Raw genomic sequence first — 22,812 nt, 5'->3', positions numbered from 1 at the left:
TGCATCGTCAAAACGGCACAACAGCTGTTTAAATTGACAAAACAAAAGACCTGCTCCTATAGCTCAGTCGGTTAGAGTAGAAGACTCATAATCTTTTGGTCCCTGGTTCGAGCCCAGGTGGGAGCACAAATAAATCCTCATAGCAATATGGGGATTTATTGTTTAATCCCAACGGATAACAAAAAAAGGATCAAGCAGAATTCTTGGGGGAATACAAAAAATTTCCTAGTTTAGTTTGTTTAATACAGATATCCCTTGCAAGACGCCGAACGTAAATTACTATCCCTATTGATGCCCGAAGGGCTTTTAGAATACTTTCAGATTTTAGAAGTCGATCAGGTTGACAATCAGCTCCACATTTATCTAGACGAGCTTAATATTGCTCCAACGGGCTATGAGAACAGCAAGTTGGAGTCAAAGGGCTTTATGCCTTCCACAGAGATTTCAGACTTTCCCATTAGAGGTCAGAAAGTTACTCTACATATCCGCCGCCGCCGCTGGACAGTGTTAGATACGGGAGATATTATCACAAGAGATTGGAACCTGGTGCGTGAGGGTACTCGAATGACGACTGAATTCGGGCTTTTTTTAAAGAAGATATTTGGATAACTATCCTGTCAGTGCCCAATTGGTAGGGTTATTCTTCCAGGTGGACGGCAAGCAACTTCAGGATCAATACAAGAACCATCTCAGTGACTTCCATGACTGGAGCCAAAAGCCACATGCAGAGCGATGGACTCTTTTCCCCGGGAACATCTCTGAACGCTTGAGCATCGATGAGACCAGTTTTAGCAACGGTGAATTATATACCATTGTTAGCAGTAAATCGGCAAAAGGAGGTAAAGGGACGATCCTAGCGACTATCAAGGGCACCAAGGCCGAAGATATCATCACTGTTCTTGAGTTAATACCTTTACGGTCAAGGAATAAGGTAAAGGAGGTGACCATGGATATGGCGCCGAACATGGCCAAGGCAATCCGTAGATGTTTCAGGAATGCCAGGCGTGTGGTCGACCGGTTCCATGTCCAAAAGTTAGCTTACGATGCAGTGCAGGAACTTCGTATTAAGTATCGTTGGGAAGTATTGGATGCGGAAAGCAAGAAGATAATGGAATCGCGAAAGGGAGGAATCCCATATGAACCCGAGTTGTTGCCTAATGGAGACACGCTCAAACAGCTACTGGCTAGATCCAGACACCTCTTGTTCAAACACCCAAGCCGATGGTCCGAAAACCAGAAACACCGAGCTGAATTGTTGTTCATGCGGTTTCCCAAGCTAAAGCTCGCTTATGACCTTGGAATTGCCCTGGGTGATATTCAATAAATGCCAGGACAAAAAGATAGCATTTACCAAACTGGGACTGTGGCATAATCAGGTTGAAAATGCGGGCATCGCTTCATTTGAGAGCGTAGCAAGATCCATTGCAGCGCATCATCAATACATTCTACACTACTTCGACAATAGAAGCACCAATGCTTCAGCAGAATCTTTCAATGCAAAGCTCAAAGCGTTCAGGAGTGTCTTTCGCGGTGTAAGGGACACCACATTCTTCCTATATAGAGTAATGAAATTGTATGCTTAAAAACTTCTCCTCCCCCAAACTTTCGGTATGATCCCAAAAAAATTCATTGCCCCAGAACATCTGCCAAAAAGCTATCAAGTACACTGAGCATGTGTATGGGATGCTTTAGCTACTTCTTTTATTTTCTTTCTGTGTTTAGCACCAAATTCCAACAAGGCATTGTAAACGGCTCTTGCTTCGTAAGCATGTGCTGTAAGTGAATAAGAAACCGTAATGGGTTTAGTATTGTTTATCGTTCTTACCACCAAATAATTTTGTTCCAACTGCTGCAACTCTGCTGTCAGCACTTTTGGCGAAATGCCAATAATGGTTTCCAGGAGGTCTTTAAACCGCATAGTACCTAAATACGAAAGTTGCTGCAGGATACATATTTTCCATTTTCCTCCTAATAGTTCAATAGCATCTCTTAGCTCCAGCGATCTTTCTTTACCGGTATCTTTTTCGCATCGTGTAATTAATGTCATTTGTATCGTGTTTATCACTTACCTCAAGGTAAGGCATGGTGTCTATACTATAAAGATAAAATAGTTTTGTGATCAAATTTTAAAACCAAGATATGAAAGTTACATTGATAGCAAACATCTCCGCAAACGGAAAAGTACTATTAGCTGAAAACAGCAGCTACCAGGCACCACAAGAAGCCATAATTGAATTTATGAGCATAGCTACCAAAGCCGGTAACTATGTTATGGGAAGAAAAACCTTTGAGATGTTAGAAGGCGCATTTGTAAATATCAAAGCCGCTTTCCAGGGTATTGAGCTGGTCATTCTCTCTGAAGGAGGGAGTATATCAAAAGAGTTCAAGGTTGTGGCCCACCCGAATGAGGCTATGAAGCATCTCTCAGAAAAAGGATTTGAGGAAATTATTATTGGCGGTGGCACCGCAACTTATAATCTTTTCCTTGAAGGCAAATGGGTGACGGATATTTACTTTAACATACATCCCGTAATTATTGGCAATGGTGGGATTTTAGCAACAGACCATAAATTGATCTCTAATTTTAAACTGGTGGGCCATAAACAGGTAACTGAAAACATTCTTCAGCTTCATTTAACAAAGATGTGAGGACTCAACATCTTTGCGTACCATTCTTGATTGCCCACATGGCTGTTGCATTCCTGCCAGCGCACGTACTATATTAGGAGCTCAAATGGGAGCACAAGAGCGGAATCAATAAAAAAATCCCCATCGCATGATGGGGATTTTTTTTTTACCGGGCTCTCCTTATATTTCCTTTCGATTATCGTCCGATTCAATATCGATCAATTTATTGTAAGGATCTATACCAACCTGTTCGGGTTTTTGATCAACAACTAACGTCATCGTATTGTTGATTCGATCGATTTTATGCTTTTTTAGATAAAGCTCCTGACGTTTATTACCGTCTTTGCTTTTCTTATCTGAGAAAACACCTACCTCGATATAGTCTGCCAATGGCAATGATTTCAGGGTCACACGATCTGATTTCTTAAAGGACAGCGGCTGTCCACCTTCGTCATTGTAACTCTTTTTCCCATTGCCATCTACGCGGTACTTGGAAACTTCAAATTGGATATCAACCTGGTATTTACCATTCTTAAGTTTCTTAGAACTTACTTTTTCTATTTTATTGTTATACAGGGTGATCGTTTCAAACATATCTTTAATCAGGTAACGTAATGAGTCCGGAGTCGCCTGCCTAAAACTATCCACAAACTCTGATGAAGTTGTATACGGTGGGTTTTGAAACGCTGTACGTTGTAAATAAGATTGGGCTGTCCTGTTAAAAAGATCCTCCCCCAGATAATCGCTCAAGGCATAAAGTACCAGGGATCCCTTTTGGTAATGGATGTACATTTGATTTTCATTATACATCAACGGCTTTTCACCTAGCTTTTCGGCACTTCGTCCCTGTAAATAGCCATCGAGCGCATCTTTGAGAAACTTACGCATCTGCCCTTTGCCATATCTTTTTTCCAAAACCTTGAGCGATGAATATTCAGACATACTTTCGGACATCAATGTAGCCCCCTGCACATTGGCTCCTACCACTTGATGTGCCCACCACTGATGTGCAATCTCATGGGCTGTTACCGCATAGGGATAATCGACCGCATCTTCCTTCTTCTCATTGACATCAGCAATAAAACCGATCGCTTCGGAAAAAGGAATTGTATTTGCAAAGGACTGCGCGAAAGTTCCCGCTGTGCGCGGAAATTCAATAATACGCAATTGTCGATGCGGGTAAGCACTGTATTCCTTCGTATAGTAAGCCAAAGAAGCTTTACTGGAAGCCATCATGCGATCGAGGTTATAGGTATGCCCCTTATGGTAATAAATCTCCAAATTAACCCCGTTCCACTTATCTTTTTTGACTTCATATTCGGCCGAATTAAATGCAAAAAAGTTCAGGATTTCCGAATCCATTTTATATTGATAGTACTTACGGCCATCTTTCTCCCATTGTTTTGTGAGATAGCCCGGAGCAATAGCCAACTGATTCTTGGCCGTACTTACTGTAGCTTCAAAATGGATCCAATCGGCATCGTTGGATATATAGTTATTCTGCAGAGCCCTTTTGTCAGTCTGCGGAGCCATTCTATCGCGATACGGAAGTCCATACTTTTTACGGACATCATTATCGACCAACTCGCCACGGTCAAGATAGCCTATATTCGGGAAAAGCATATTGTTGATAAACGTACCATTGCCCTTTACAGGCGATTTTTCATTTATCCAGGTATTGGCCGGACTAACAGTACTAAATTTCAACACAATAGAATCGCCTGGAGCCATCGGCTTCTCGAGTTTATAAATGTTGAAATTATATTTATCGTCGGCAGAGATCAATTTATTTGGTACACTTAAAGAAAATGTATAATCGTAATTATTGTAATTGACAAAAATAGAATCTATAGGCGTATTGGTCTTATTTTTTAATACATAGTCCGCATGCGCTTTAAAACTTCGCGTATCAGGAAAAATATCCAGATTAAACTTAATATCCACGACACGGGGCTGCGGCCTGTACTGGTATTTCTTATATTTTTTTTCCCATTCTACAGCCTGTTTTTCATGATCTAAACTGGTATAATATGGATTTTTAATGTGGTTTTCGTAATATATTGCAGCACCGATGCCAATAAAGCCCACAAAGGCAAAAATGAGCATTGCCGTTGTTACCGGCCCTAAATTCGCTTTAAAAATACCCCAACGCTCCCGAACTCCCGAAAAACCGCCTCTTCGCCATAATAGCAGGGCAATAACGGCAAAAAACACCGCAAAAAGCAGCCAATAAACCCGATACGTTAAAAATGGAAGAACATAGCCGAATCCATCCATATCCGAGTAATCCAGATCCGGTCCCTGGTTAAACTGATAAATTTCCTGTTCTACACCGACCATGGATAAAAAAGGTAATCCAATAAAGAGGGTCAATAAAACAAAAAAACCAGCCAGGTAATTTTTGAAAAGCGTATGTACAAAAAGTGAAATAAACAGCCATACCAAATTTGACAGCATACCATACACCATCAGATGCATCACATATTGTCCAATTTCAAAATTATAATAGTGATGGTACACCTGGAACCCCATGCAGGTCGCAATCACAACGGCCAGCAAAGTCAATTGCATCAAAAGAATTGCGATAATCTTCGATCCCATAAAAGCCCAGTTGGGCGTCGCTGTTGTATCCAACAATCCTCCCATCCGCGTAATGCTTCCGCGATGGACAAGAAGTCCCGTAAAAAGAAACGTCAGGATCAGCAGGAAAAACTTAAATGTAGTCCCCGGGATCATCAGCATTTTCCAGGTCACCGGATAAGTCGACGTTCCGAATATCGAGCCAATGGTGCTTGCCATCAAGATAATGAATAATACTCCTACCAAAGTCAATATTAAAAACACCGGATTTTTGACGATATAGCGATAGTCGTATCGCGCCATTGTCCATGTTGTTTTCAAATAATGAAAGGTCGAAAAATCATAGTTTACTTTAGGTAGATTGATTTTGAAGATACTATCAAAGTTATTTTTGGTTAAACGGGCTCCTTTTTTCGATGATTTAAAGGAAATCGAATGTTGTGAAAAAGAAAACAACATATAAAACCCGCCAATGAATAAGGCTGCGACAGCGAGCCATATTAACCGGTTATAAATAACAGCACCAGTAAAGGGAAGATTATTGACATTCTTCTCATCTGGAGACCAGTATTGGGTATAGTATGAGATGGCACTATCCCCAAAAGGATCTATCAATGCCCCTACAAAACGATTGTCCATATTGTTCGCCAGATTCTGAACCAGCACCTGAAGAATAATAAGGATCAACACCGCGACAAAACCAACGTATACGTTTCGTGTCAATGTTACCAGCACAAAGATAATTGCACTAAAAATAATGAGATTTGGGATAACCTGTACAAGATAGGTCTGTAAATATGCCCAAACATGAATTGGCCCCAATAAGGATTGATTGATACCCGGCACAAATTGTGCGACGATAATCCCCAAGGTTGAAGCAAATACAATAACCAATACAACAGCTACTGATCCAAAGAATTTACCGAGTAGATAGTCCGTTTTTGAGAAAGGGTAACTGAAAAGTATCGTATGCACCTGATATTGAAAATCCCGGTAGACACAGGCTCCAACAATGGACGGTATCAAGAAATAAATAATAGTCGACATCCCATTGACCATACCATTAATCGCCCATGGAGAGTTCATAATGGTGTTGGATGAGGTCGTTGCTGTTATACCGTCAAAGATGCCGAGCGAAGACAACATAATAAACAGCGAAAGCGCAAAGAAGAGTGCCATATAGATGTAGACGGCAGAACTCTTAAACCAACGCGCAAACTCAAAATGGAAGATGGCTTTAAACATGGCGTTGATCATTTTTTAGCGCTACAAAATAGACATCCTCCAATTGGCCTTGAGCGTTCACAAATGATTCATCAGGACGCGCATCGCTGTACACCCGGATATTGAGTGTATTGTCCTGATTGTAATTGGTTGAAATAACGTTATATTTTTGTGTATACTCATCCAGTTGATCCCGACTGATGATACGTACCCAGATCTTACCATCCAATTGATCGATGGATTCTTTAGGAGTGCCTCTCAAAAGAATCTTTCCTCCATTCAGAATGGCCAACTCATGACACAGTTCACGCACATCATCCACAATATGCGTAGAAAAAATGACCGTATGATCTGTACCTATCTCCCGTAGAACGTTCAAAAAACGATGTCTTTCCGCGGGGTCAAGCCCTGCAGTCGGTTCATCTACAATGATTAACTTGGGATCATTCAGCAACAATTGTGCAATACCAAAACGTTGCTTCATCCCGCCCGAGTAACCACTTACGCTTTTATTGCGCACGTCCCAAAGATTGGTTACCTCAAGAACACGATTGATAATGGCATCCCGATCGGCTTTCGATTTAATTCCTTTAAGCTTTGCAAAATATTGCAGCAGATCTGATGCAGAGAGATTGGGATAAACACCAAATTCCTGTGGCAAATAACCCAAAACTTTCCGCAAATCGAGCTGATTTTTGAGTACATCAATATCACCAAAAGTAATACGGCCACTGTCGGGTTTCTGAAGTGTCGCAATTGTCCGCATTAAAGAAGACTTGCCAGCACCATTTGGTCCCAGTAAACCAAACATCCCAGGCTTAATTTCTAAGTTTACGGCGTCTAAAGCTTTTACTCCATTAGAATAGGTCTTACTAAGGGTCTCTATGGATAAATTCATAATTTATTTTAACTGTTAATAATATGTTAGTATACCAAAACAATGATATGTTACATGAATATAGTAAAAGTTAAAAACAAACGAAAATGAAAGGCTTTCACTGGACAAATCTGCTGCCAAAAAAAAGTTTTTGCTTTTGGACAAATCCTCTAAAAGATGAGTCTCCAAGCGGGTCAGATAGCATTATCTGCAGACAAAAAAACTGTTTTTGCTTTGGACAAATATCCCGCTAAGTGGGACAGATAGCATTAAAAGATCTACTAAAAACTTCGCAATAATGGCTGTGTACTACATCGAAAGGATCCGCCAAAGCTACGGCTGATCTGGAAATCAACGTATTCAACATGAACACCACAAGCGGAGAGCTTATCTCCAATATAGCCAAAAACAGGATCAGTCACATAGACTGTCGGATTAATAGGCAGACCATTCGTTGCTAGCAAGCTCGCCTCCTTCAAATTGACCACAATTTTGTCCCATGTTTTCAGTTTTTGGGGTATCCCATAGGGTAGCGCTTCCTCACAAACGATCATCAATCCTTCGCGGATCAGTCCTAGTGCACAGTCCAAATGAAGTATATTGGGATGAAGCATCACTTCTTCAACCTGATAACCATAAGGCTGTAATAGTTTAGCGAGCCACTTAATCCCAAGGCTGTTTGAGGAAAGCCCAGAGTTGCCGACAAAAATATGTTTACCGTATACCAGGATGTCGCCCCCTTCTATAAAAGGGCCATGCCATAATCCCAACTCCTCCTGCTCCGCCATGGCGGGTCTTGGCGCGGCCACATAAAGGCAGTCACTTTGATAAACTTCACGTTCCAACACATCCCGGATGGGCCATATTTCATTGCGGCGCTGCATAAAACGGATTGACCCCTCAATAACGGCATTTCCAATGGTGAAAAATGGGTCACGGACAAAAAAATTAGAATAACCGTGTTCTCCTCCGGACACTTTTTCAAGTGCTGTTAGGTTACGTGGCCGCAACACTTCAACGCCATATTTCTCCAACAGCAAAGCAAAATTATGCCGCTCTTGTTCCCATGCCTTTTGCAATTCGGGATACACTTCTCCAAAATCTTTTCCTGCATTGGCATATTCACCCTCCAACGCGGTGGAAGATAAAAACCGAAGATCTTCAACTTTCATCATTTCCGGAAAGCCAAATTCAGACACCGTAAGAATAACTTTCTTTAAAGGGGCAAACTCATTTTCTACAAAGATCATAGCACTGATTTTAAGTCCAATTTGCTTTTTTTTATCAAAAAAAACAAATGTATAGGAAAGCGGAATCTAAATTCCCAGCACCCAGCGTACATTGAACAAATCAGTTACTTCAATAAATTTCTGCTGCTTATCATCATCTATTCTTCTTTTTTGTTGGGATGTAAGTCTTTCAATCAATTCCCCACGCTCGGAAATATCCCGACAGGGCAAAAACACAGCGACGTAGTTTCCTACTCTCCGTCCCTCGTTGTGCACCAAATCAGAGCCGTAAATTGCGATACGTCCGGAAATAAGAGTGGCACTCACTACAGGTATTTCAGCACAGCCCTGCAAGGGTTCTTCGAACATATCAAAATGTAACGTTCCCCCAAAACAGGTCTGATAAAACGTAAGTGCCGCTCTACAATTTCCTGAGAATGTAATGAAAATTCCGCTTTGCAAGCGTTCCATTGGCTGAACTAACATCATATCAATTGGCTATGCATCCGGTATTTCAGGCTCTACAAGTTTTCTCATTTTCTCCAACGACTCTTGCCATCCAAGATAGCACATCTCGGCAGGAATAACCTCAGGAATTCCAGTCTGTTCAATCTTAAGTTCTGTACCACAGATCACTTTACGCAAGGAAACAGTCGTTGTCATTTCGCCCGGTAAATTGGGATCATCAAATCGATCCACGTACTTGATAAAGGTATCTTGCTCAATTTCAAGGTACTCACCACCAAAAGAATGGCTATGGCCGGTACTAAAATTAATGAAGGTCATTTTGAAACTTCCGCCTACTTTAAAATCCATTTGCTGTACTGTACAGACAAAACCATAAGGAGGTAGCCAGCTGGCATGTGCTATCGGATCTGCGAAAGCACGGAATACCTTTTCAGGACTTGCCTGAATAATTCGATGTAATGAAACCTGATTCGTTTTCATATCTATATTGTTTATAAGTGAATAACCATTGCTTATTTTTTATTTACTCGCTATTAGTACATTCTTTCAGTCCAATAAAATCCGGTAAACTTGCTACACTACTGAAGTCTGATGATATGCTCCTGTACTAGCTGTCTCCTTGTTGCTTAAACGAGCAATCTTGGCCTGATAGAAATAAGAAACAGCAAGTACCCCCAATACTAAAATGGGCATCAGCATAAATGCTGTATTTTTGTCAACACATGCGTGACTAATAAAAGCAAATATTAAATTGAATGTCAATCCAGCATAGGCCCATTCTTTTAATTTGGTTGGAACCTGCGGTACTGCAATTGCAATAACGCCCAACAGCTTACAGATAATTAAAGCATAGGCAAAATAGTCGGGATATCCCAATGGTTTTGTGCCCGCATTGATATATTGCGGCGCAAATAACAGTGTTCCAAGTGGCATCAGTCCTTCCCAGAGAACTATAAATACCGTTGCTATCCAAAAAGCAATCTTGTTCTTTTTCATTGTATAAGTCGTTTGTTTAAATGTATAATTTCAGTGATAATCAGCCTTGAATCCTTGAATTACTAATTCGCAGATTCTACATAGTTTACGAAGTTATTTAAAATAGCCTGCCAGCCCGATTTTTGTAATTCAGGATCATTTTCCTGTTCCGCATCAAAAACTGTTATCACACTGGTTTTCCCTTCCGCTTCGGAAAAAAGCGTATTTACAGCTCTTCCATCAGCCATGGTATATGCAATTTCCCGGTATAAATTTACCGTATGGTAGGTTCCTTCGAAGTCAAATCCGAAGCTTCCATCTTTTGCCTCCATTCTATTTTTAAAAGTACCATCAACGCGAAGATCATTTTCACTGCTTGGGCAGTGCCAGCTCGGGTCTGCCGAATTCCATTGCATAATATCCGTCGGACTGTTCCATAATTTCCATACTTTTTCTACAGTAGCATTAATCGTTGCTTCAACTGTAATTTTTGTCTGTCTTTCCATTGTTTTTCTATCGTTTATATTGATATAACAAAGATGCAAAGGATCACAACATTGCGGCTGTTGCAAAGACGACAACTTTAGGGGTAGATTACGACAAAAACTATTTGTACCTTTATATCATAAACCAAAAATGATATGCAAATCTCTGTTTTTGTTCCCGAATACGGCACTATCGAAGGTATTACCCCTGCGTTCAGAACCTTTCATACGGCCAATGAATTTCTAACGGCCTTTGGAAAACAGCCTATTTTTGAAGTCGAATATGTAGGTTTAACGACTTACGTTCCGGCCAATAGCGGGGAGTATACCATCAAGACAAACCGGCTACTACAGGACGTTCAGAAAACAGATCTGCTTATTATACCGCCTATTTTTGGCAACATAGAAAAAGGAATACGCGATAATGCCGAAGCGATCCCTTATTTCACAAAACTGTACCACAAAGGGGCTAGTCTTGCCAGTCTGTGCGTGGGTGCTTTCCTGCTCGCTGAGACAGGTCTTTTAGATGGAAAAAAATGTTCGACACACTGGGCACATATCGAAGAGTTCAAGGAAAAATATCCCCACATTGAAATTGAGGATGGCGCTGTGATCACTGAACATGAAAATATCTACAGCAGTGGTGGCGCGAGCAGCTTATGGAATCTGATCCTCTATTTAGTGGAAAAGTATTCCGACAGGGAAACAGCCGTACTCATAGCCAAATATTTTGCGCTGGATATCAGCCGGGATAATCAATCGCAATTCGCCATATTCAGAGGCCAACGTAATCATGCTGATCTGGATATCCAACAAGCTCAAGACTATATCGAGAAGAAGTACGAGGAGAAAATTACAGTCGAAGAACTGGCCAATCATGTCAATATTGGGCGGCGCACATTTGAACGGAGATTCAAAGAAGCAACCAACAACACGCCTGTCGAATACCTGCAACGCGTGCGCATCGAAGCTGCAAAAAAATTCTTCGAAGCGTCACGAAAAAACGTTTCCGAGGTGATGTTTGATGTAGGCTATACCGACACAAAAGCCTTTCGGGATATTTTTCGAAAAATTACAGGCCTTACACCAATAGATTATCGAAACAAATTTGCCAAGGTAACTGCTGATGTCGCCATTGAGCAATAAGCTGTGATAAAAAATAAAGCCACTCCTCAAAGTGGCTTTATCATTACTCGAATTCCTTCTATTTATTTTAACATCATTTCCCGAATATATTTCACGGGTGAATTACCAAAACTCAGGAATTTTTCATTGAACGCCTTCAAATTAAACTGTTTCCCTTCTTTTTGTTTTACAGCTTCCCTAAGGTCATAAATTTCTTTATATCCCGTAAAGTAAGACGTCAGCTGCACACTGCTCACAGACACACGTTTCCATTTACCGGCTGCTTCGGCCTGTTGTTGAAACGCTTCATCAACCAACAAATGCATAGCGTCTTTTTCACTCATATTTTTCACATGAACGCTATAATCGAGTATAGCATTGCATACGGTACGCAGATGCCATTTGTACCACATCAACCACATTTCAGGAGCATTGTCACCGTAACCGTTTTCGAGCATCATTTGTTCGGTATAGACAGCCCAGCCCTCAATCATTGCACCATTACCTAAAATACTCTTGATGAGACTCGGCGATTGGTTTGCATACACCAATTGGGTATAATGGCCCGGAATAGCTTCGTGGATATTGAGTATTTGCAAGATATAATGGTTATACTCCCGGAGGTAACTCTCCGTTGCCTCTTTGGTCCAGCCTGTTAGACTACCCACATTGTAATAGGTATTCCCACCTTTATCGTATGGACCAGGTGCACTGATTGAAGCTCCCGCAACCCCAGCCATATAAGCAGGCTCTTTACGCACCACGAGCGGCTTGCTATCATCGATGTACAATAAATCCTTTTGTTTGACAAACGCAACCAGCTTAGGTATCTGTGCTTCGATAGCGGATTGAAACTCTTCTGCTTTAACATGTTTGACAGACAGGGTGTCGATCATCTTTCGAATGACAAGCAAACTATCTGACGGCAAGGATGATTTTCCAAAATATTTAGGCCACAGTTCTTTGCTGATTTTATACATCTCTCCGTGTAAATAGCTTTTTCTCGCTAGAGCAGCCTGATAAATCTGTTCGGCCGTTGAACCCGATTGGATATCGAAATCAAATTTCTTGTCGTAAAGTTCTTTTCCTAATCTAAAACTTCGCGGAGAAGGATTTGGTGTCACTTTTAAAAATTGAACATATCCGTTGATCGCCGCAATAGCTTGTTGCGAAGCCTTCTGGATGGCATCCTTTTCTGAAGCCGGCAGATCGGATTTTTTCAGTGAATCCCGTAAATCGCTTTCAAAAACAGATAAACCGCCCAAATTCTGTTGAATTGCCAAATCGGTCAATACCAAGGCCGGGTTTTTAAGCTGTACTTTCGCGGCCTCATAATAGGCCGGAATCTTCGTCAAACGTTGATAAATAGCTTTAAGTCGGGTCGATAATGGCGCATAATTTTCGGCAAGCATAAAAGCGATCGTCCCGCCAACATTGTACGAAGAAGGATTCCACTCATACGCGCGCTCTTGCTCAATGGACCAAACATTGGATTCAAGATAGTTTTGAATCAGATGATAATCTGTTTGCTGAGAAAGATTCAAGGTCCTCAGATCAAAACTTTTGAGGCTGTCCAAATGTCTTTTCGAAAACTCCAGACGTAGTTTTCGCGTATTGGCATCCGGAATTGTCAACAAGGAATCATACTGATGGAACCCTACTTGGGTAGCCCATTCCGGATTTTCTTTCCAAAGCTGCTGAATAAAACGGTCTTCATACGATTTAAATTTTTCATTCACAGCAGTATCAGCAGTAGATTGTCTGTTATGAGTTCCCGATCCACAGGAAGCCATTAGGCCCAATCCAGCGATAGCAAGGGTATATGTTATAAGTTTCATTGGAGTAATTTGTCTAAAATTAACATTATTGTTGATGAATTTCAGCATTTTACTCCAATAATTTAAAACTATAACCAGGTATGAAATTTCTGGATAAACCAATTTTTGACCCACTGTGTAAGTAAACAATAGCAGACCAAAATGCCGATTAGCCACGGAAAATAAGTCAGAGGCAGTGCCTCCATTTTTAAGGCAGCGGCAAATGGCGTAAACGGCAAAACGACACCAATAATCATAATTAAACTCGTCAAGGCAACAACCGGTGCAGCAGCCCAGCTTTGAATAAAGGGTATTTTCTTAGTTCTTATCATATGGATAATTAATGTTTGTGAAAGCAATCCCTCTACAAACCAACCAGTCTGAAAAAGTGTTTGATCCGATACCGTATTGGCCTTGAACACGAAAAACAATACCGCAAAAGTGGCGAAATCAAACAGTGAACTTATAGGGCCAATAAATAACATAAACTTAGAGACACTGCCAGCATCCCATTTCTTTGGCTCGACGATAAATTCCTCATCCATGCTGTCCCAAGGAATAGATACCTGCGATATATCGTAGAGTAGATTTTGAATTAGCAGATGCACCGGCAGCATCGGTAGAAAGGGAAGAAAAGCACTGGCCCCAAGCATACTGAACATATTGCCGAAATTGCTGCTTGCCGTCATCTTGATATATTTAATGATATTGCCAAAAGTTCGACGTCCATAAATAACCCCTTTGCGTAGCACCATAAGGTCCTTTTCCAGCAGAATGATATCTGCACTTTCTTTGGTAATGTCAACAGCCGTATCCACACTGATACCCACATCAGCCTCCTTAAGTGCCGCTGCATCATTGATACCATCGCCCATAAAGCCAACCGTATGTCCTTTTTCCCGCAATGCTTTAACGACACGAACTTTTTGGAGAGGACTCAATTTAGCAAATACCGATACCTCATCAACACATTGATTTAGCTCGGTGTCGGGAATGCTATCTAATTCATTTCCATTGACAATCCGATTCACCGGAATGCCGACATCCATACAAATTTTGCGTGTGATAATCTCATTATCTCCAGTCAACACTTTGATCCCGATTCCCAATTTTTGTAAAGCTTCAATAGCCGGCTGTGAAGAGGGTTTGGCCGGATCCAAAAAGCCGATGAAACCGGTTAAAGTTAACTTCTCTTCATCTGCAACAGCATAGGTCAAGGGGTGAGCACCGTCAAATTCGCGGATCGCAACCAATAAAACACGTAGCCCCTCCTCATTCATCTTTCTGGATGTTTTCAACACAATTTTACGCATCGTATCGTCCATCGGTACAGTACGGTCATTTTCGACATGCAGACTGCGGTCATCTCCCGGATCAAAAGCATGTGTACAAAGCTCAAGCATTTCCTCTACAGCCCCTTTACAGATCAACAGATGTTTGCCATTATGCTGTTTGAGGACCACAGACATCCTTCGCCGCTGAAAATCAAATGGAATCTCGTCAATTTTCAGATATTGATCCTCCACTTTCAAGTAATCGTGCAATTCGGCATGTTCCAACACAGCCTTATCCATCAAATTCTTGAGACCAGTCTGATGAAAACTATTGAGATAGGCCCACTTGAGCACCTCGTCATCTTCGACCCCATACACATTAAGATGTTTTTCCATGACGATCTTGTCCAATGTCAACGTGCCTGTTTTGTCGGTGCACAGCATATCCATAGCACCTATATTCTGGATAGAATTTAACCGCTTGACGATAACTTTACGCTTACTCATGTTGACTGCACCCTTTGCCAAGTTAGCGGTGACAATCATGGGTAGCATTTCGGGGGTTAAACCTACAGCGACAGCAATAGCAAAAAGTAGCGCTTCCGTCCAGTTCCCTTTCATCAACCCGTTAATCAAGAAAATCAGCGGAACCATGACCAGCATAAAACGGATCAATAAGAAACTCACCTTATTTATACCCTTATCAAAACTTGTTTCGGGACGTTCGCCGGTAATCGATTTGCTGATACTCCCGAAATAGGTGTAACTTCCTGTCGTTACAATCACGGCTATCGCCGATCCACTAACTACATTGGTCCCCATAAAACAAATATTACAAAGTTCAATAGGTGATTTGTCCGCCGCATTCCGGATGGGCAAATAATTCTTCTCTACAGGAAGCGCCTCACCTGTCAACATGCTTTCACTCACAAAAAGGTCTTTACTTTGAACGATACGGCAATCTGCAGGTATCATATCCCCGGCAGAAAGGTATACAATATCTCCCGGCACCAGTTCAACAATAGGAATCTCTCTTTTCCCTTTAAATTTCCGCAATACCGTCGCCGTAGTTTTGACCATACTTTTTAATTTTTCTGCAGCGGCATTACTTCGATACTCCTGTACAAAACGAAGCAGCGCACTGACCAAAATCATAATGGACACCACAACAACTGTTTTATAATCTCGTTCGCCAACCTCTGGAAGCCCTACATCAATGATAAAGGAAACAGTTGCAATCAATAACAGGATATATATAAAGGGGTTAGCAAAAGATTTCAATAGCTGCACATACCACTTTGGGGCCTTTTGATGTTTCACTTCATTTAACCCAAATTTCTGTTGACGTTCCTTAGCCATTTCGTCTGTAATCCCCTCTCTGCTCGTTTCTAACATCGCGCAGGCAAGTTTTTCATCCTGACTGGCCACCCCCTGCAACTTGGTCACGGTCCCCACATTCATTCCATTGGAACTGATCATGTTGTGCAATGGATTCTTTGCTGTTTTATTGTTCATTTTAATCATAGCCCTATAGCCCCTTTCCTGTTAATTTCCGCAAATCCCGTTCTTATTACAGATCCGATTCTTATTACAGATCTGACTCTGTACCTATAATTTCCCAGCTTATTTTTGTTACTCTTTCTTCGATGGTCAATCGGCTAGCCATCCGTTCGATAAGACTGTCTTGCTGACCGATAGCTCTAACGATGGCCCTAATGACAACGCCATTGGTAGCGAGGTTATCGTCACTCGAAAGCGAAGACAACAACAGTTTTTCGTTACTGCTCAGCATCTGCATCAATAAAACACGAATATGATTTTCGATGTCTATCCCACAGCCTATGGTCAGTAGATATTCGGTCTGTGATGCTGCCGATTTATTAAAAGTCAAGAAGGCCATTTTTTGTCCGATTGGACGAAAGATCAGGTGTGTAAAAATAATAGCCAACGCAACGACAAATGCTTGGGCATGCAAACCTAGACCGGAGAGCGCGCCTACTGCAGCCGAACACCAAATCGTCGCCGCCGTGTTTAGACCATGCACATTCAAACCGTCCTTCATAATCACACCAGCGCCAAGAAAACCAATTCCGCTGACCACATAAGAAGCAATCCGTCCGGTAGCATCACCGCCAATTTCTATGGAAAGCAGCACAAAAGCTGCTGCTCCCAACGAAACTAAGGTATTTGTCCGAAGCCCCGCATTTTTCTGGCGCCATTGGCGCTCTACTCCCACAGCAGCCCCCAAAAGCAAGGCTGCAAATAATCGTATGGCAAATTCAAAAACACTCATCTCTTTTTCCTCCTTTGCCTGCAAAGGTCCACATTCCTGCTCCGAGAATCCGTTAGAGATCTTTTAGAAAATTATTAGAATTTCATTAGAGAAATAATTAAATTAAACAATTGAAAAACAATACTTTACAACATAATTTAAAAATACACAGATCAACATGTCCAATTTCTTTAACTTCAAGCATTGTTGTGGTGTAAATCAGTTACACTAAAAACAATAAAAAAATGGAACAACGCATCAATTTTTTCGCAAAAGGGCAAAATGCCATGAAATCAATGTATGGAATAGGTACATATCTGAGCAAGTGTTCGATAGAACAAGAGCTTTTGCATCTTATTTACTTCCGTGTATCACAAATCAATGGCTGTGCATATTGTCTGGATATGCATTCAAAAGATCTACTGGCGACCGGAGATCAACCACAACGATTGTTCTTATTGGATGCCTGGCGGGAAGCCCCCCTGTATAGCGAACGTGAACGTACAGCGCTGGAATGGGCCGAAGCCGTGACGAAAATTACGCATGGCGATGTGTCGGACGAGGTTTATACGAAAGCAACTGCTGTATTTTCGGAAGAAGAACTTATCGACCTGACCTTGGCCATTACAGCGATCAATTCTTATAACAGGATCAATATTTCCTTCCGCACACAAGCAGGAAGCTACAAAGTTGGGCAGCACAAAGTACAACCAACCTCATAAACACGAGGTCGATATTTATACGATAAATTAAAGCATAAAAATGAAAGATTTCATATTATTATTTCGTCAGGGGGCCAATGAACAAAGTCAGCTGACAGAGGAAGAAGCAAAAGCTGTGAACAAAAGATGGCACGACTGGATTAGTGACATCGATGCGCAAGGAAAACTGAAGGATCATGGTTCCCGTCTTGATCCAGCCGGAAAGGTATTAAAGCCAGGCGGTATCGTTACAGATGGACCTTTTGTAGAAATTAGGGAAAGACTCGGCGGTTTTATTGTCGTCACAGCAGACGATCTCGACGAAGCTACAACCTTAGCCCATGGCTGTCCTATTCTCGAATTTAACGGCAGTGTAGAGATACGTGCACTGCTCAACTAATCATATACAGGGGCAGCTGTATACGCGCACAGCCGCCCCTATTTTAGACTTATGGATCCGGATTTTCTAAAACAGCTTTTCCAGCAAGAATTTACCAAAATAGTCGCTGTCATCAGTAAGAGTTTTGGTCTTCAATACATCGAAATCGCCGAAGATATCGTCAGCGAAACTTTCTTATTGGCCACAGAATCTTGGCAGACCAAAGGCGTTCCTGCAAATCCTAGGGCTTGGCTGTACACGGTTGCAAAACAAAAGACACTGGCCCAGTTTCGAAGAAATAAAATATTTACAGATAAAATCATCCCTGCAGTGCGGCAGAGCGAGCCGGAAGCGGAAAGTTTCGACGACTTTAATTTCTCGCAGGAAAATATCAAAGACAGCCAATTAAAAATGCTGTTTGCAATCTGTACACCAGCAATTGCCAGTGAGGCTCAAATAGGTCTTGCCCTTAGAATCCTCTGTGGTTTTGGTATAGACGAAATTGCCGAAGCATTTCTTTCCAACAAAGAAACCATCAATAAGCGCCTATTCAGAGCAAAGGAAAAACTACGTTCAGAAAAAATCGAACTCGAACTGCCCTCCGAAGCAGAAATTATTAAACGCCTCGATAACGTACTCCATATTATTTACCTCTTATTTAATGAAGGGTATTATTCTAAAACCCAAAATCAAATTTTAAGAAAGGAGCTCTGTATTGAAGCGTTACGCCTTGCGCTAATGCTTTCGACTTATGAAAAAACAAATACTCCTAAGACCAATGCGCTCATTGCACTGATTTGTTTTCATTCCTCCCGTTTCGAGGCAAGGCTGACCAATGAAGGTGATTTCATTTTGTATGAGCAACAGGATGAGGAACGCTGGAATCAAGCACTTATACATCAAGGGCTACATTTTCTGAAAAACGCTGCATCGGGCGACGAGCTCACATCTTACCATCTGGAGGCAAAGATTGCGCAATGCCATTGTATAAAGGAAGACAGTCCAGAAAAATGGGCCGAAATCCTGCAATGGTATGACCGTTTATTAGTCGTCAATTATTCCCCGGCAGCTGCATTGAATAGAATATTTGCACTATATAAAGTAAAAGGTGTTAAAGCCGCATTAGTCGAAGTAAAAACCTTACAACTAGAAGACAATCACTTTTATCTTGTGCTCTTGGGAGAACTCTATAAGGAACTGGACAAAAACAAAGCCATCGCAAACCTTAACAAAGCAAAAATCCTGGCTAAAACAACATTGGAAAAAGAGATCATCCAACAGAAGATTGATGCTATAAAGTCTGCAATGGCCTAATTTGTTTACTACTTATCGATTACTTTTGCCTCTTTCCAATAGGATACAAAAAGTTGGTAAAGCTCCGAGGGATCCAAATCAATAGTTGAGGACGAATACATGATACACAGTTCTTGAGTGGATTCTTGATAAGCCATTTTCCATAACAGCGACGAAAGCTGCTTTTTATATTTAATAGGATTATGCAGTGTTACAATGACCATCGTATCGCCACCGACTTTTTGTAAGTCGATGCTTTTAACATCCTGCCAGTCGCCTTGGCCAAAAGCTTTCGATACGGGTGTTGTCTTTCCAAGAAAATAACGGTCGTTCAAAACAATTTGCGCTGTTTTATCCCGAAGGCTCAGTAGGCTAGAAAACAATAAAACTAAGAGTACCAGCAATGCTCCTGCAGAAAAAACTGTCGGTTTGGCTTTAAATATACCGTCAAATAAACCGATACTGTACAATAAAACGAGTAGAAGCAATAAACATAGGACTCCCGAAATTGACAATAGCTGAATTGTTTTCTTTTTATTTCTGTATAAGCTTGTTTCCTTCATCTACTTAATTCCCCCAGTTAACATTCAGGTTATGTTTTTCAGCATACGCTTTTCCTAAAGCATATACGTTGTCAAACACCTCGTTAATGGAAGGCATATCGTTTTTTTCGATCTTTTGGAGTAATGCCTGCTTTTCTTCTGCCGAACCTTTGCTGTCGCATAACTTTGCATAAGCAGTATATTCATTTTTATAGACCGGCAATACTTTTTCAAATAATGCAATCGACTGCTCTTTCAATGCTTTCGCGTCGGCATCGGAAACATTCAGTTCCTTAATATCTTTTAAGGCCTTTTCGACAACCTGAATCTTGATTCCGACAGATTTTTGAGCTTCATCGCCTACTTTCTTACTGGAGGGCATATCCGCAAATTCAACGGTCTCCTGCTCGAGCTGTTTACCATAGCGTTCAGGGGCAAAATCTGCTATAAGATTTGTGTTTAAAACAACTTTTCCGAAAAAAGTCTCTGGACTTGGGGATTGACAAGCGGTAAAAAATAAGCTCATCGACATGAAAATAATAAATAGTAAGTGCTTCATATATAAATTCTGTTTGTGACCAAAGTACTTAATATTCATGAAATAGGCAAACATGTCACCCTCGCACACCTCCTATATAAAAGTGCCATCAACCTATCCCTTTAGGCGAAAAAAGCGGTATATTAGAGCGATTCATCTTGCACAAATTGCTAATTTTTAATATATTAGCAATTACAACATAAGAGATTAAAAACAGTCATTATGGGCTATGATATTAGTTACCACCCCATCTCAGAACAGCAGATAGAAACTTGGTATTTTGACTTACTCAAAAATCCCGAAAAGATTGAGGAAGTTTCTGCAGTTCACCAATTGGAAGATTTCTATAAAACCAAGTACCAAGACACCTTAAATGCGGGCCGGGAAACCGACAAAAATGATTATTTTGACAAAACCCACGGTTTTTTCATTGCTGTTGTCCAAGGTTTTTTCGAAAAATACTTCTATGTTCGAGGTGGAGCCCTGTCCTTCTCCAAAAATGACCATTTATCCAGCTATTACAAACAGTGGGAACAATTTGTTCAACAAGAATTTCTAACCAATAATATCGAAAATAGGCTTGTAGAAAATTATTGTTCGGGTGTGTTTATCCCAGCAGAAAAAGTCGCGCAATTGTTGATAGATTACCAAAGTGACCCGACGATCAAGGCTGAATTAGATACGCTATTTTCTGATAACCGTATTTCTATTTTCCTCAATGCACTGCAATATGCCAAAGATCGAAACCTTGGTCTCTTGGAAGCAACAGAAGTTGTAGAACCACAACCTTTTGATCTGAATGAATCAAAAAGTTACTCCAACCTCTTTAACTGCGACAAAGACGGACCGCTTTTATATCAGACAACAGCATTAAAACAGATCCAGGAAATAGAACAACGCAATGGACTTCCAGAAAATGAGATTTTGCCAAATGTCAAAACAGAGACGATCCATGCAGACCCTAAACATTTTGAAACCACAGACAGCTCTCAAAGCAGCAAAAAAAAGAATTTTTGGAGCAGATTATTCGGTAAAAATTAGACTCTGGTCTTTGCTGGACATGGGCACTATAGATACCTTAATAGCTTCTACACTGTTGAGAAAATTTTGAATTCCGACCCATTAAACACTTCAATAATTTTGGATTCAATCCGTTATACGGATATATTCCAAAAACAATTGATTGCCTTGTAACTGAATTAAACAAATGATTTGACGATATTCGTTTTAGAATTATAACTGTTCACCCCATTATGATCTTCATTTTTCTCCTTATTCTTCTTACGCTGTTCGGGATTTTATATCTACTTCGTTCGGCTGTCAAAAAACAAAAGCGGAAAATAACAATTGTTGAGTATGCCATTATCATCGGCTACCTGATTTCATTAATGATAAGCGGGGTAGGGCTATTATTCCACTCGAGTCAATATAATCAAGCCGTAGATCCCGTAGATGGTGATTGTTATATTCCCTTCGGCGGAAAACACCTTGTATCGCTATCATTTTATTTCATTGCATTCAATATTTCAGCAATAGCGATTTGGCTCAAGGGACGAAAAATCCCCCCTATTCCTCTTGTCCTGATGCTAATTATGTTAATGATAGGTAGTATTATCAGTCTGTTTGTGCTCGTTCAGGTCAGCCACCACGATACGTCCACATTGGATATGTATGTTGGCAACGAAGGAACTTTATTCTTTATTTTCACGCCAATATGCTGCTTGATTATGGGCATTGGGCTAATCCGTAAAATCATCGTTGAAGAACGGCGTTACGCTATGAGCAGAAGCTATGCTAACAGCACGCTCAATAAAATCAATAACCTGCTTTCCTCAAAGCTGAATTATCCGGCATGTGCTCTTATTTTACTTGTTCCGGTCTTTCTCCTACTAACGATCATCCTCATCCTATTGGGGCAGGATCGGGACTCCATGGTGAAAGTTTTTACAGAAACAACTACTTGGGCATTTTCACAAAAAATGCACCCTCCTATCCTCGATCATCAGGGCCATTACCTCTGTACAGTTGCGGCAAAAGGAGATCCTGCCCTTGTTAAACCCCTACGGCTAGGCACAAGACATGGCAACACGATCATTGTCAATAGACAGCTTCAGGTGGCCAACGCATTCGAAGAAATATTAAGCGATTTATCGCCAGCACTACATCGCTATGTCAGATATTGCTACGATAAATATGGTTTTAATATCTCCGTCAAAATTAATTCAAGCAGCGCATCAAATATGACTTATATTTTGATGAAGCCACTAGAATATATATTTTTATTTTTCTTATATACATGCTACGTCGAACCCGAAAAGAAAATTGCAAAACAATACAGCTAATTTTTTTAAAATTGTAGCGAGCAATCATTCTTTACATCCAATTTTTTCCATTTCGGAAATCAC

23 protein-coding genes and 1 tRNA gene are annotated in these 22,812 nt (G+C 40.9%); 11 read left to right on the top strand and 13 right to left on the bottom strand.

Annotation, left to right across the window (positions count from 1 at the left end):
- Positions 1 to 52: 52 nt before the first annotated feature.
- The 4 genes from OK025_RS13300 to OK025_RS13285 all read left to right on the top strand — a co-directional run bounded on the left by OK025_RS13300 (position 53) and on the right by OK025_RS13285 (position 1,583).
- Positions 53 to 126: transfer RNA gene (locus tag OK025_RS13300), tRNA-Ile, on the top strand.
- Between the two features lie 129 nt (positions 127 to 255).
- Positions 256 to 609, top strand: coding sequence for a transposase (locus OK025_RS13295; protein WP_286851555.1), 354 nt, complete (start codon positions 256 to 258; stop codon positions 607 to 609).
- Complete coding sequence (locus OK025_RS13290; protein WP_317664367.1) at positions 602 to 1,324, top strand: transposase; 723 nt, start codon at positions 602 to 604, stop codon at positions 1,322 to 1,324. The genes OK025_RS13295 and OK025_RS13290 overlap by 8 nt, the downstream gene beginning before the upstream one ends.
- Positions 1,311 to 1,583 (top strand): transposase, encoded by a 273-nt coding sequence (locus OK025_RS13285; RefSeq protein WP_317664365.1) that lies wholly within the window; start codon positions 1,311 to 1,313, stop codon positions 1,581 to 1,583. The genes OK025_RS13290 and OK025_RS13285 overlap by 14 nt, the downstream gene beginning before the upstream one ends.
- A 74-nt stretch (positions 1,584 to 1,657) precedes the next feature.
- Here the strand turns inward: OK025_RS13285 and OK025_RS13280 are convergent, their stop codons facing one another.
- A complete protein-coding gene (locus tag OK025_RS13280) occupies positions 1,658 to 2,047 on the bottom strand; it encodes a helix-turn-helix domain-containing protein (protein ID WP_317664363.1) in 390 nt (129 codons plus the stop codon).
- Positions 2,048 to 2,139: 92 nt separating this feature from the next.
- On the opposite strand from OK025_RS13280, the gene OK025_RS13275 reads away from it, so the two are divergent.
- Positions 2,140 to 2,649, top strand: coding sequence for a dihydrofolate reductase family protein (locus OK025_RS13275; protein WP_317664362.1), 510 nt, complete (start codon positions 2,140 to 2,142; stop codon positions 2,647 to 2,649).
- Between the two features lie 159 nt (positions 2,650 to 2,808).
- Here the strand turns inward: OK025_RS13275 and OK025_RS13270 are convergent, their stop codons facing one another.
- From OK025_RS13270 to OK025_RS13240, 7 genes are all read right to left on the bottom strand, one after another.
- Positions 2,809 to 6,465 (bottom strand): M1 family aminopeptidase, encoded by a 3,657-nt coding sequence (locus OK025_RS13270; protein WP_317664360.1) that lies wholly within the window; start codon positions 6,463 to 6,465, stop codon positions 2,809 to 2,811.
- Positions 6,446 to 7,330, bottom strand: a complete 885-nt coding sequence (locus OK025_RS13265; RefSeq protein WP_317664358.1) for an ABC transporter ATP-binding protein — start codon at positions 7,328 to 7,330, stop codon at positions 6,446 to 6,448. Before OK025_RS13265 ends, OK025_RS13270 begins: the two co-directional genes overlap by 20 nt.
- 260 nt (positions 7,331 to 7,590) lie before the next feature.
- Positions 7,591 to 8,559, bottom strand: coding sequence for an arginine deiminase family protein (locus OK025_RS13260; protein WP_317664356.1), 969 nt, complete (start codon positions 8,557 to 8,559; stop codon positions 7,591 to 7,593).
- A 66-nt stretch (positions 8,560 to 8,625) separates the two neighbouring features.
- On the bottom strand, positions 8,626 to 9,027 hold the full coding sequence (locus tag OK025_RS13255) for a glyoxalase (protein WP_317664354.1): 402 nt from the start codon (positions 9,025 to 9,027) through the stop codon (positions 8,626 to 8,628).
- A gap of 9 nt (positions 9,028 to 9,036) precedes the next feature.
- A complete protein-coding gene (locus OK025_RS13250) occupies positions 9,037 to 9,486 on the bottom strand; it encodes an SRPBCC family protein (RefSeq protein ID WP_120336211.1) in 450 nt (149 codons plus the stop codon).
- Positions 9,487 to 9,579: 93 nt separating this feature from the next.
- A complete protein-coding gene (locus OK025_RS13245; protein WP_317664351.1) occupies positions 9,580 to 10,002 on the bottom strand; it encodes a DoxX family protein in 423 nt (140 codons plus the stop codon).
- A gap of 62 nt (positions 10,003 to 10,064) precedes the next feature.
- Complete coding sequence (locus OK025_RS13240) at positions 10,065 to 10,487, bottom strand: SRPBCC family protein (protein WP_317664349.1); 423 nt, start codon at positions 10,485 to 10,487, stop codon at positions 10,065 to 10,067.
- A gap of 135 nt (positions 10,488 to 10,622) precedes the next feature.
- Here OK025_RS13240 and OK025_RS13235 point away from each other — a divergent pair, with 135 nt between their 5' ends.
- A complete protein-coding gene (locus OK025_RS13235) occupies positions 10,623 to 11,612 on the top strand; it encodes a GlxA family transcriptional regulator (protein WP_088162733.1) in 990 nt (329 codons plus the stop codon).
- A gap of 62 nt (positions 11,613 to 11,674) precedes the next feature.
- Here OK025_RS13235 and OK025_RS13230 read toward each other — a convergent pair whose 3' ends face one another.
- The 3 genes from OK025_RS13230 to OK025_RS13220 form a co-directional block, all read right to left on the bottom strand.
- Positions 11,675 to 13,429, bottom strand: coding sequence for a DUF885 domain-containing protein (locus OK025_RS13230; RefSeq protein WP_317664347.1), 1,755 nt, complete (start codon positions 13,427 to 13,429; stop codon positions 11,675 to 11,677).
- A gap of 68 nt (positions 13,430 to 13,497) precedes the next feature.
- On the bottom strand, positions 13,498 to 16,197 hold the full coding sequence (mgtA, locus tag OK025_RS13225; protein ID WP_317664346.1) for a magnesium-translocating P-type ATPase: 2,700 nt from the start codon (positions 16,195 to 16,197) through the stop codon (positions 13,498 to 13,500).
- A 73-nt stretch (positions 16,198 to 16,270) separates the two neighbouring features.
- Complete coding sequence (locus OK025_RS13220) at positions 16,271 to 16,975, bottom strand: MgtC/SapB family protein (RefSeq protein ID WP_317664344.1); 705 nt, start codon at positions 16,973 to 16,975, stop codon at positions 16,271 to 16,273.
- Positions 16,976 to 17,199: 224 nt separating this feature from the next.
- Here OK025_RS13220 and OK025_RS13215 point away from each other — a divergent pair, with 224 nt between their 5' ends.
- From OK025_RS13215 to OK025_RS13205, 3 genes are read left to right on the top strand one after another with little or no spacing between them, the layout of a single operon-like run.
- Entirely contained in the window at positions 17,200 to 17,676 is a 477-nt protein-coding gene (locus tag OK025_RS13215) for a carboxymuconolactone decarboxylase family protein (RefSeq protein ID WP_153845133.1), read from the top strand.
- A 40-nt stretch (positions 17,677 to 17,716) separates the two neighbouring features.
- Entirely contained in the window at positions 17,717 to 18,055 is a 339-nt protein-coding gene (locus tag OK025_RS13210) for a YciI family protein (RefSeq protein ID WP_317664342.1), read from the top strand.
- A gap of 51 nt (positions 18,056 to 18,106) precedes the next feature.
- Entirely contained in the window at positions 18,107 to 19,348 is a 1,242-nt protein-coding gene (locus OK025_RS13205; protein ID WP_317664340.1) for an RNA polymerase sigma factor, read from the top strand.
- 8 nt (positions 19,349 to 19,356) lie between these two features.
- Here the strand turns inward: OK025_RS13205 and OK025_RS13200 are convergent, their stop codons facing one another.
- Together OK025_RS13200 and OK025_RS13195 are read right to left on the bottom strand one after the other, a co-directional pair.
- Complete coding sequence (locus OK025_RS13200) at positions 19,357 to 19,890, bottom strand: STM3941 family protein (protein WP_317664338.1); 534 nt, start codon at positions 19,888 to 19,890, stop codon at positions 19,357 to 19,359.
- A gap of 4 nt (positions 19,891 to 19,894) precedes the next feature.
- The gene (locus OK025_RS13195; protein ID WP_153845129.1) at positions 19,895 to 20,428 is read right to left on the bottom strand and encodes a hypothetical protein; all 534 of its coding nucleotides are present in this window, start codon (positions 20,426 to 20,428) and stop codon (positions 19,895 to 19,897) included.
- A 201-nt stretch (positions 20,429 to 20,629) separates the two neighbouring features.
- Here OK025_RS13195 and OK025_RS13190 point away from each other — a divergent pair, with 201 nt between their 5' ends.
- Positions 20,630 to 21,448: a hypothetical protein gene (locus tag OK025_RS13190; RefSeq protein WP_317664336.1), complete on the top strand. Its 819-nt coding sequence runs from the start codon at positions 20,630 to 20,632 to the stop codon at positions 21,446 to 21,448.
- A 212-nt stretch (positions 21,449 to 21,660) separates the two neighbouring features.
- Positions 21,661 to 22,749, top strand: coding sequence for a DUF6688 family protein (locus OK025_RS13185; RefSeq protein WP_317664335.1), 1,089 nt, complete (start codon positions 21,661 to 21,663; stop codon positions 22,747 to 22,749).
- Positions 22,750 to 22,812 lie beyond the last annotated feature (63 nt).

It is taken from the genome of Sphingobacterium sp. UGAL515B_05 (assembly GCF_033097525.1).
Lineage (GTDB): Bacteria > Bacteroidota > Bacteroidia > Sphingobacteriales > Sphingobacteriaceae > Sphingobacterium.
Note: the sequence above shows the minus strand (reverse complement) of the source record. Positions and strands in the feature narration are given on the sequence as shown.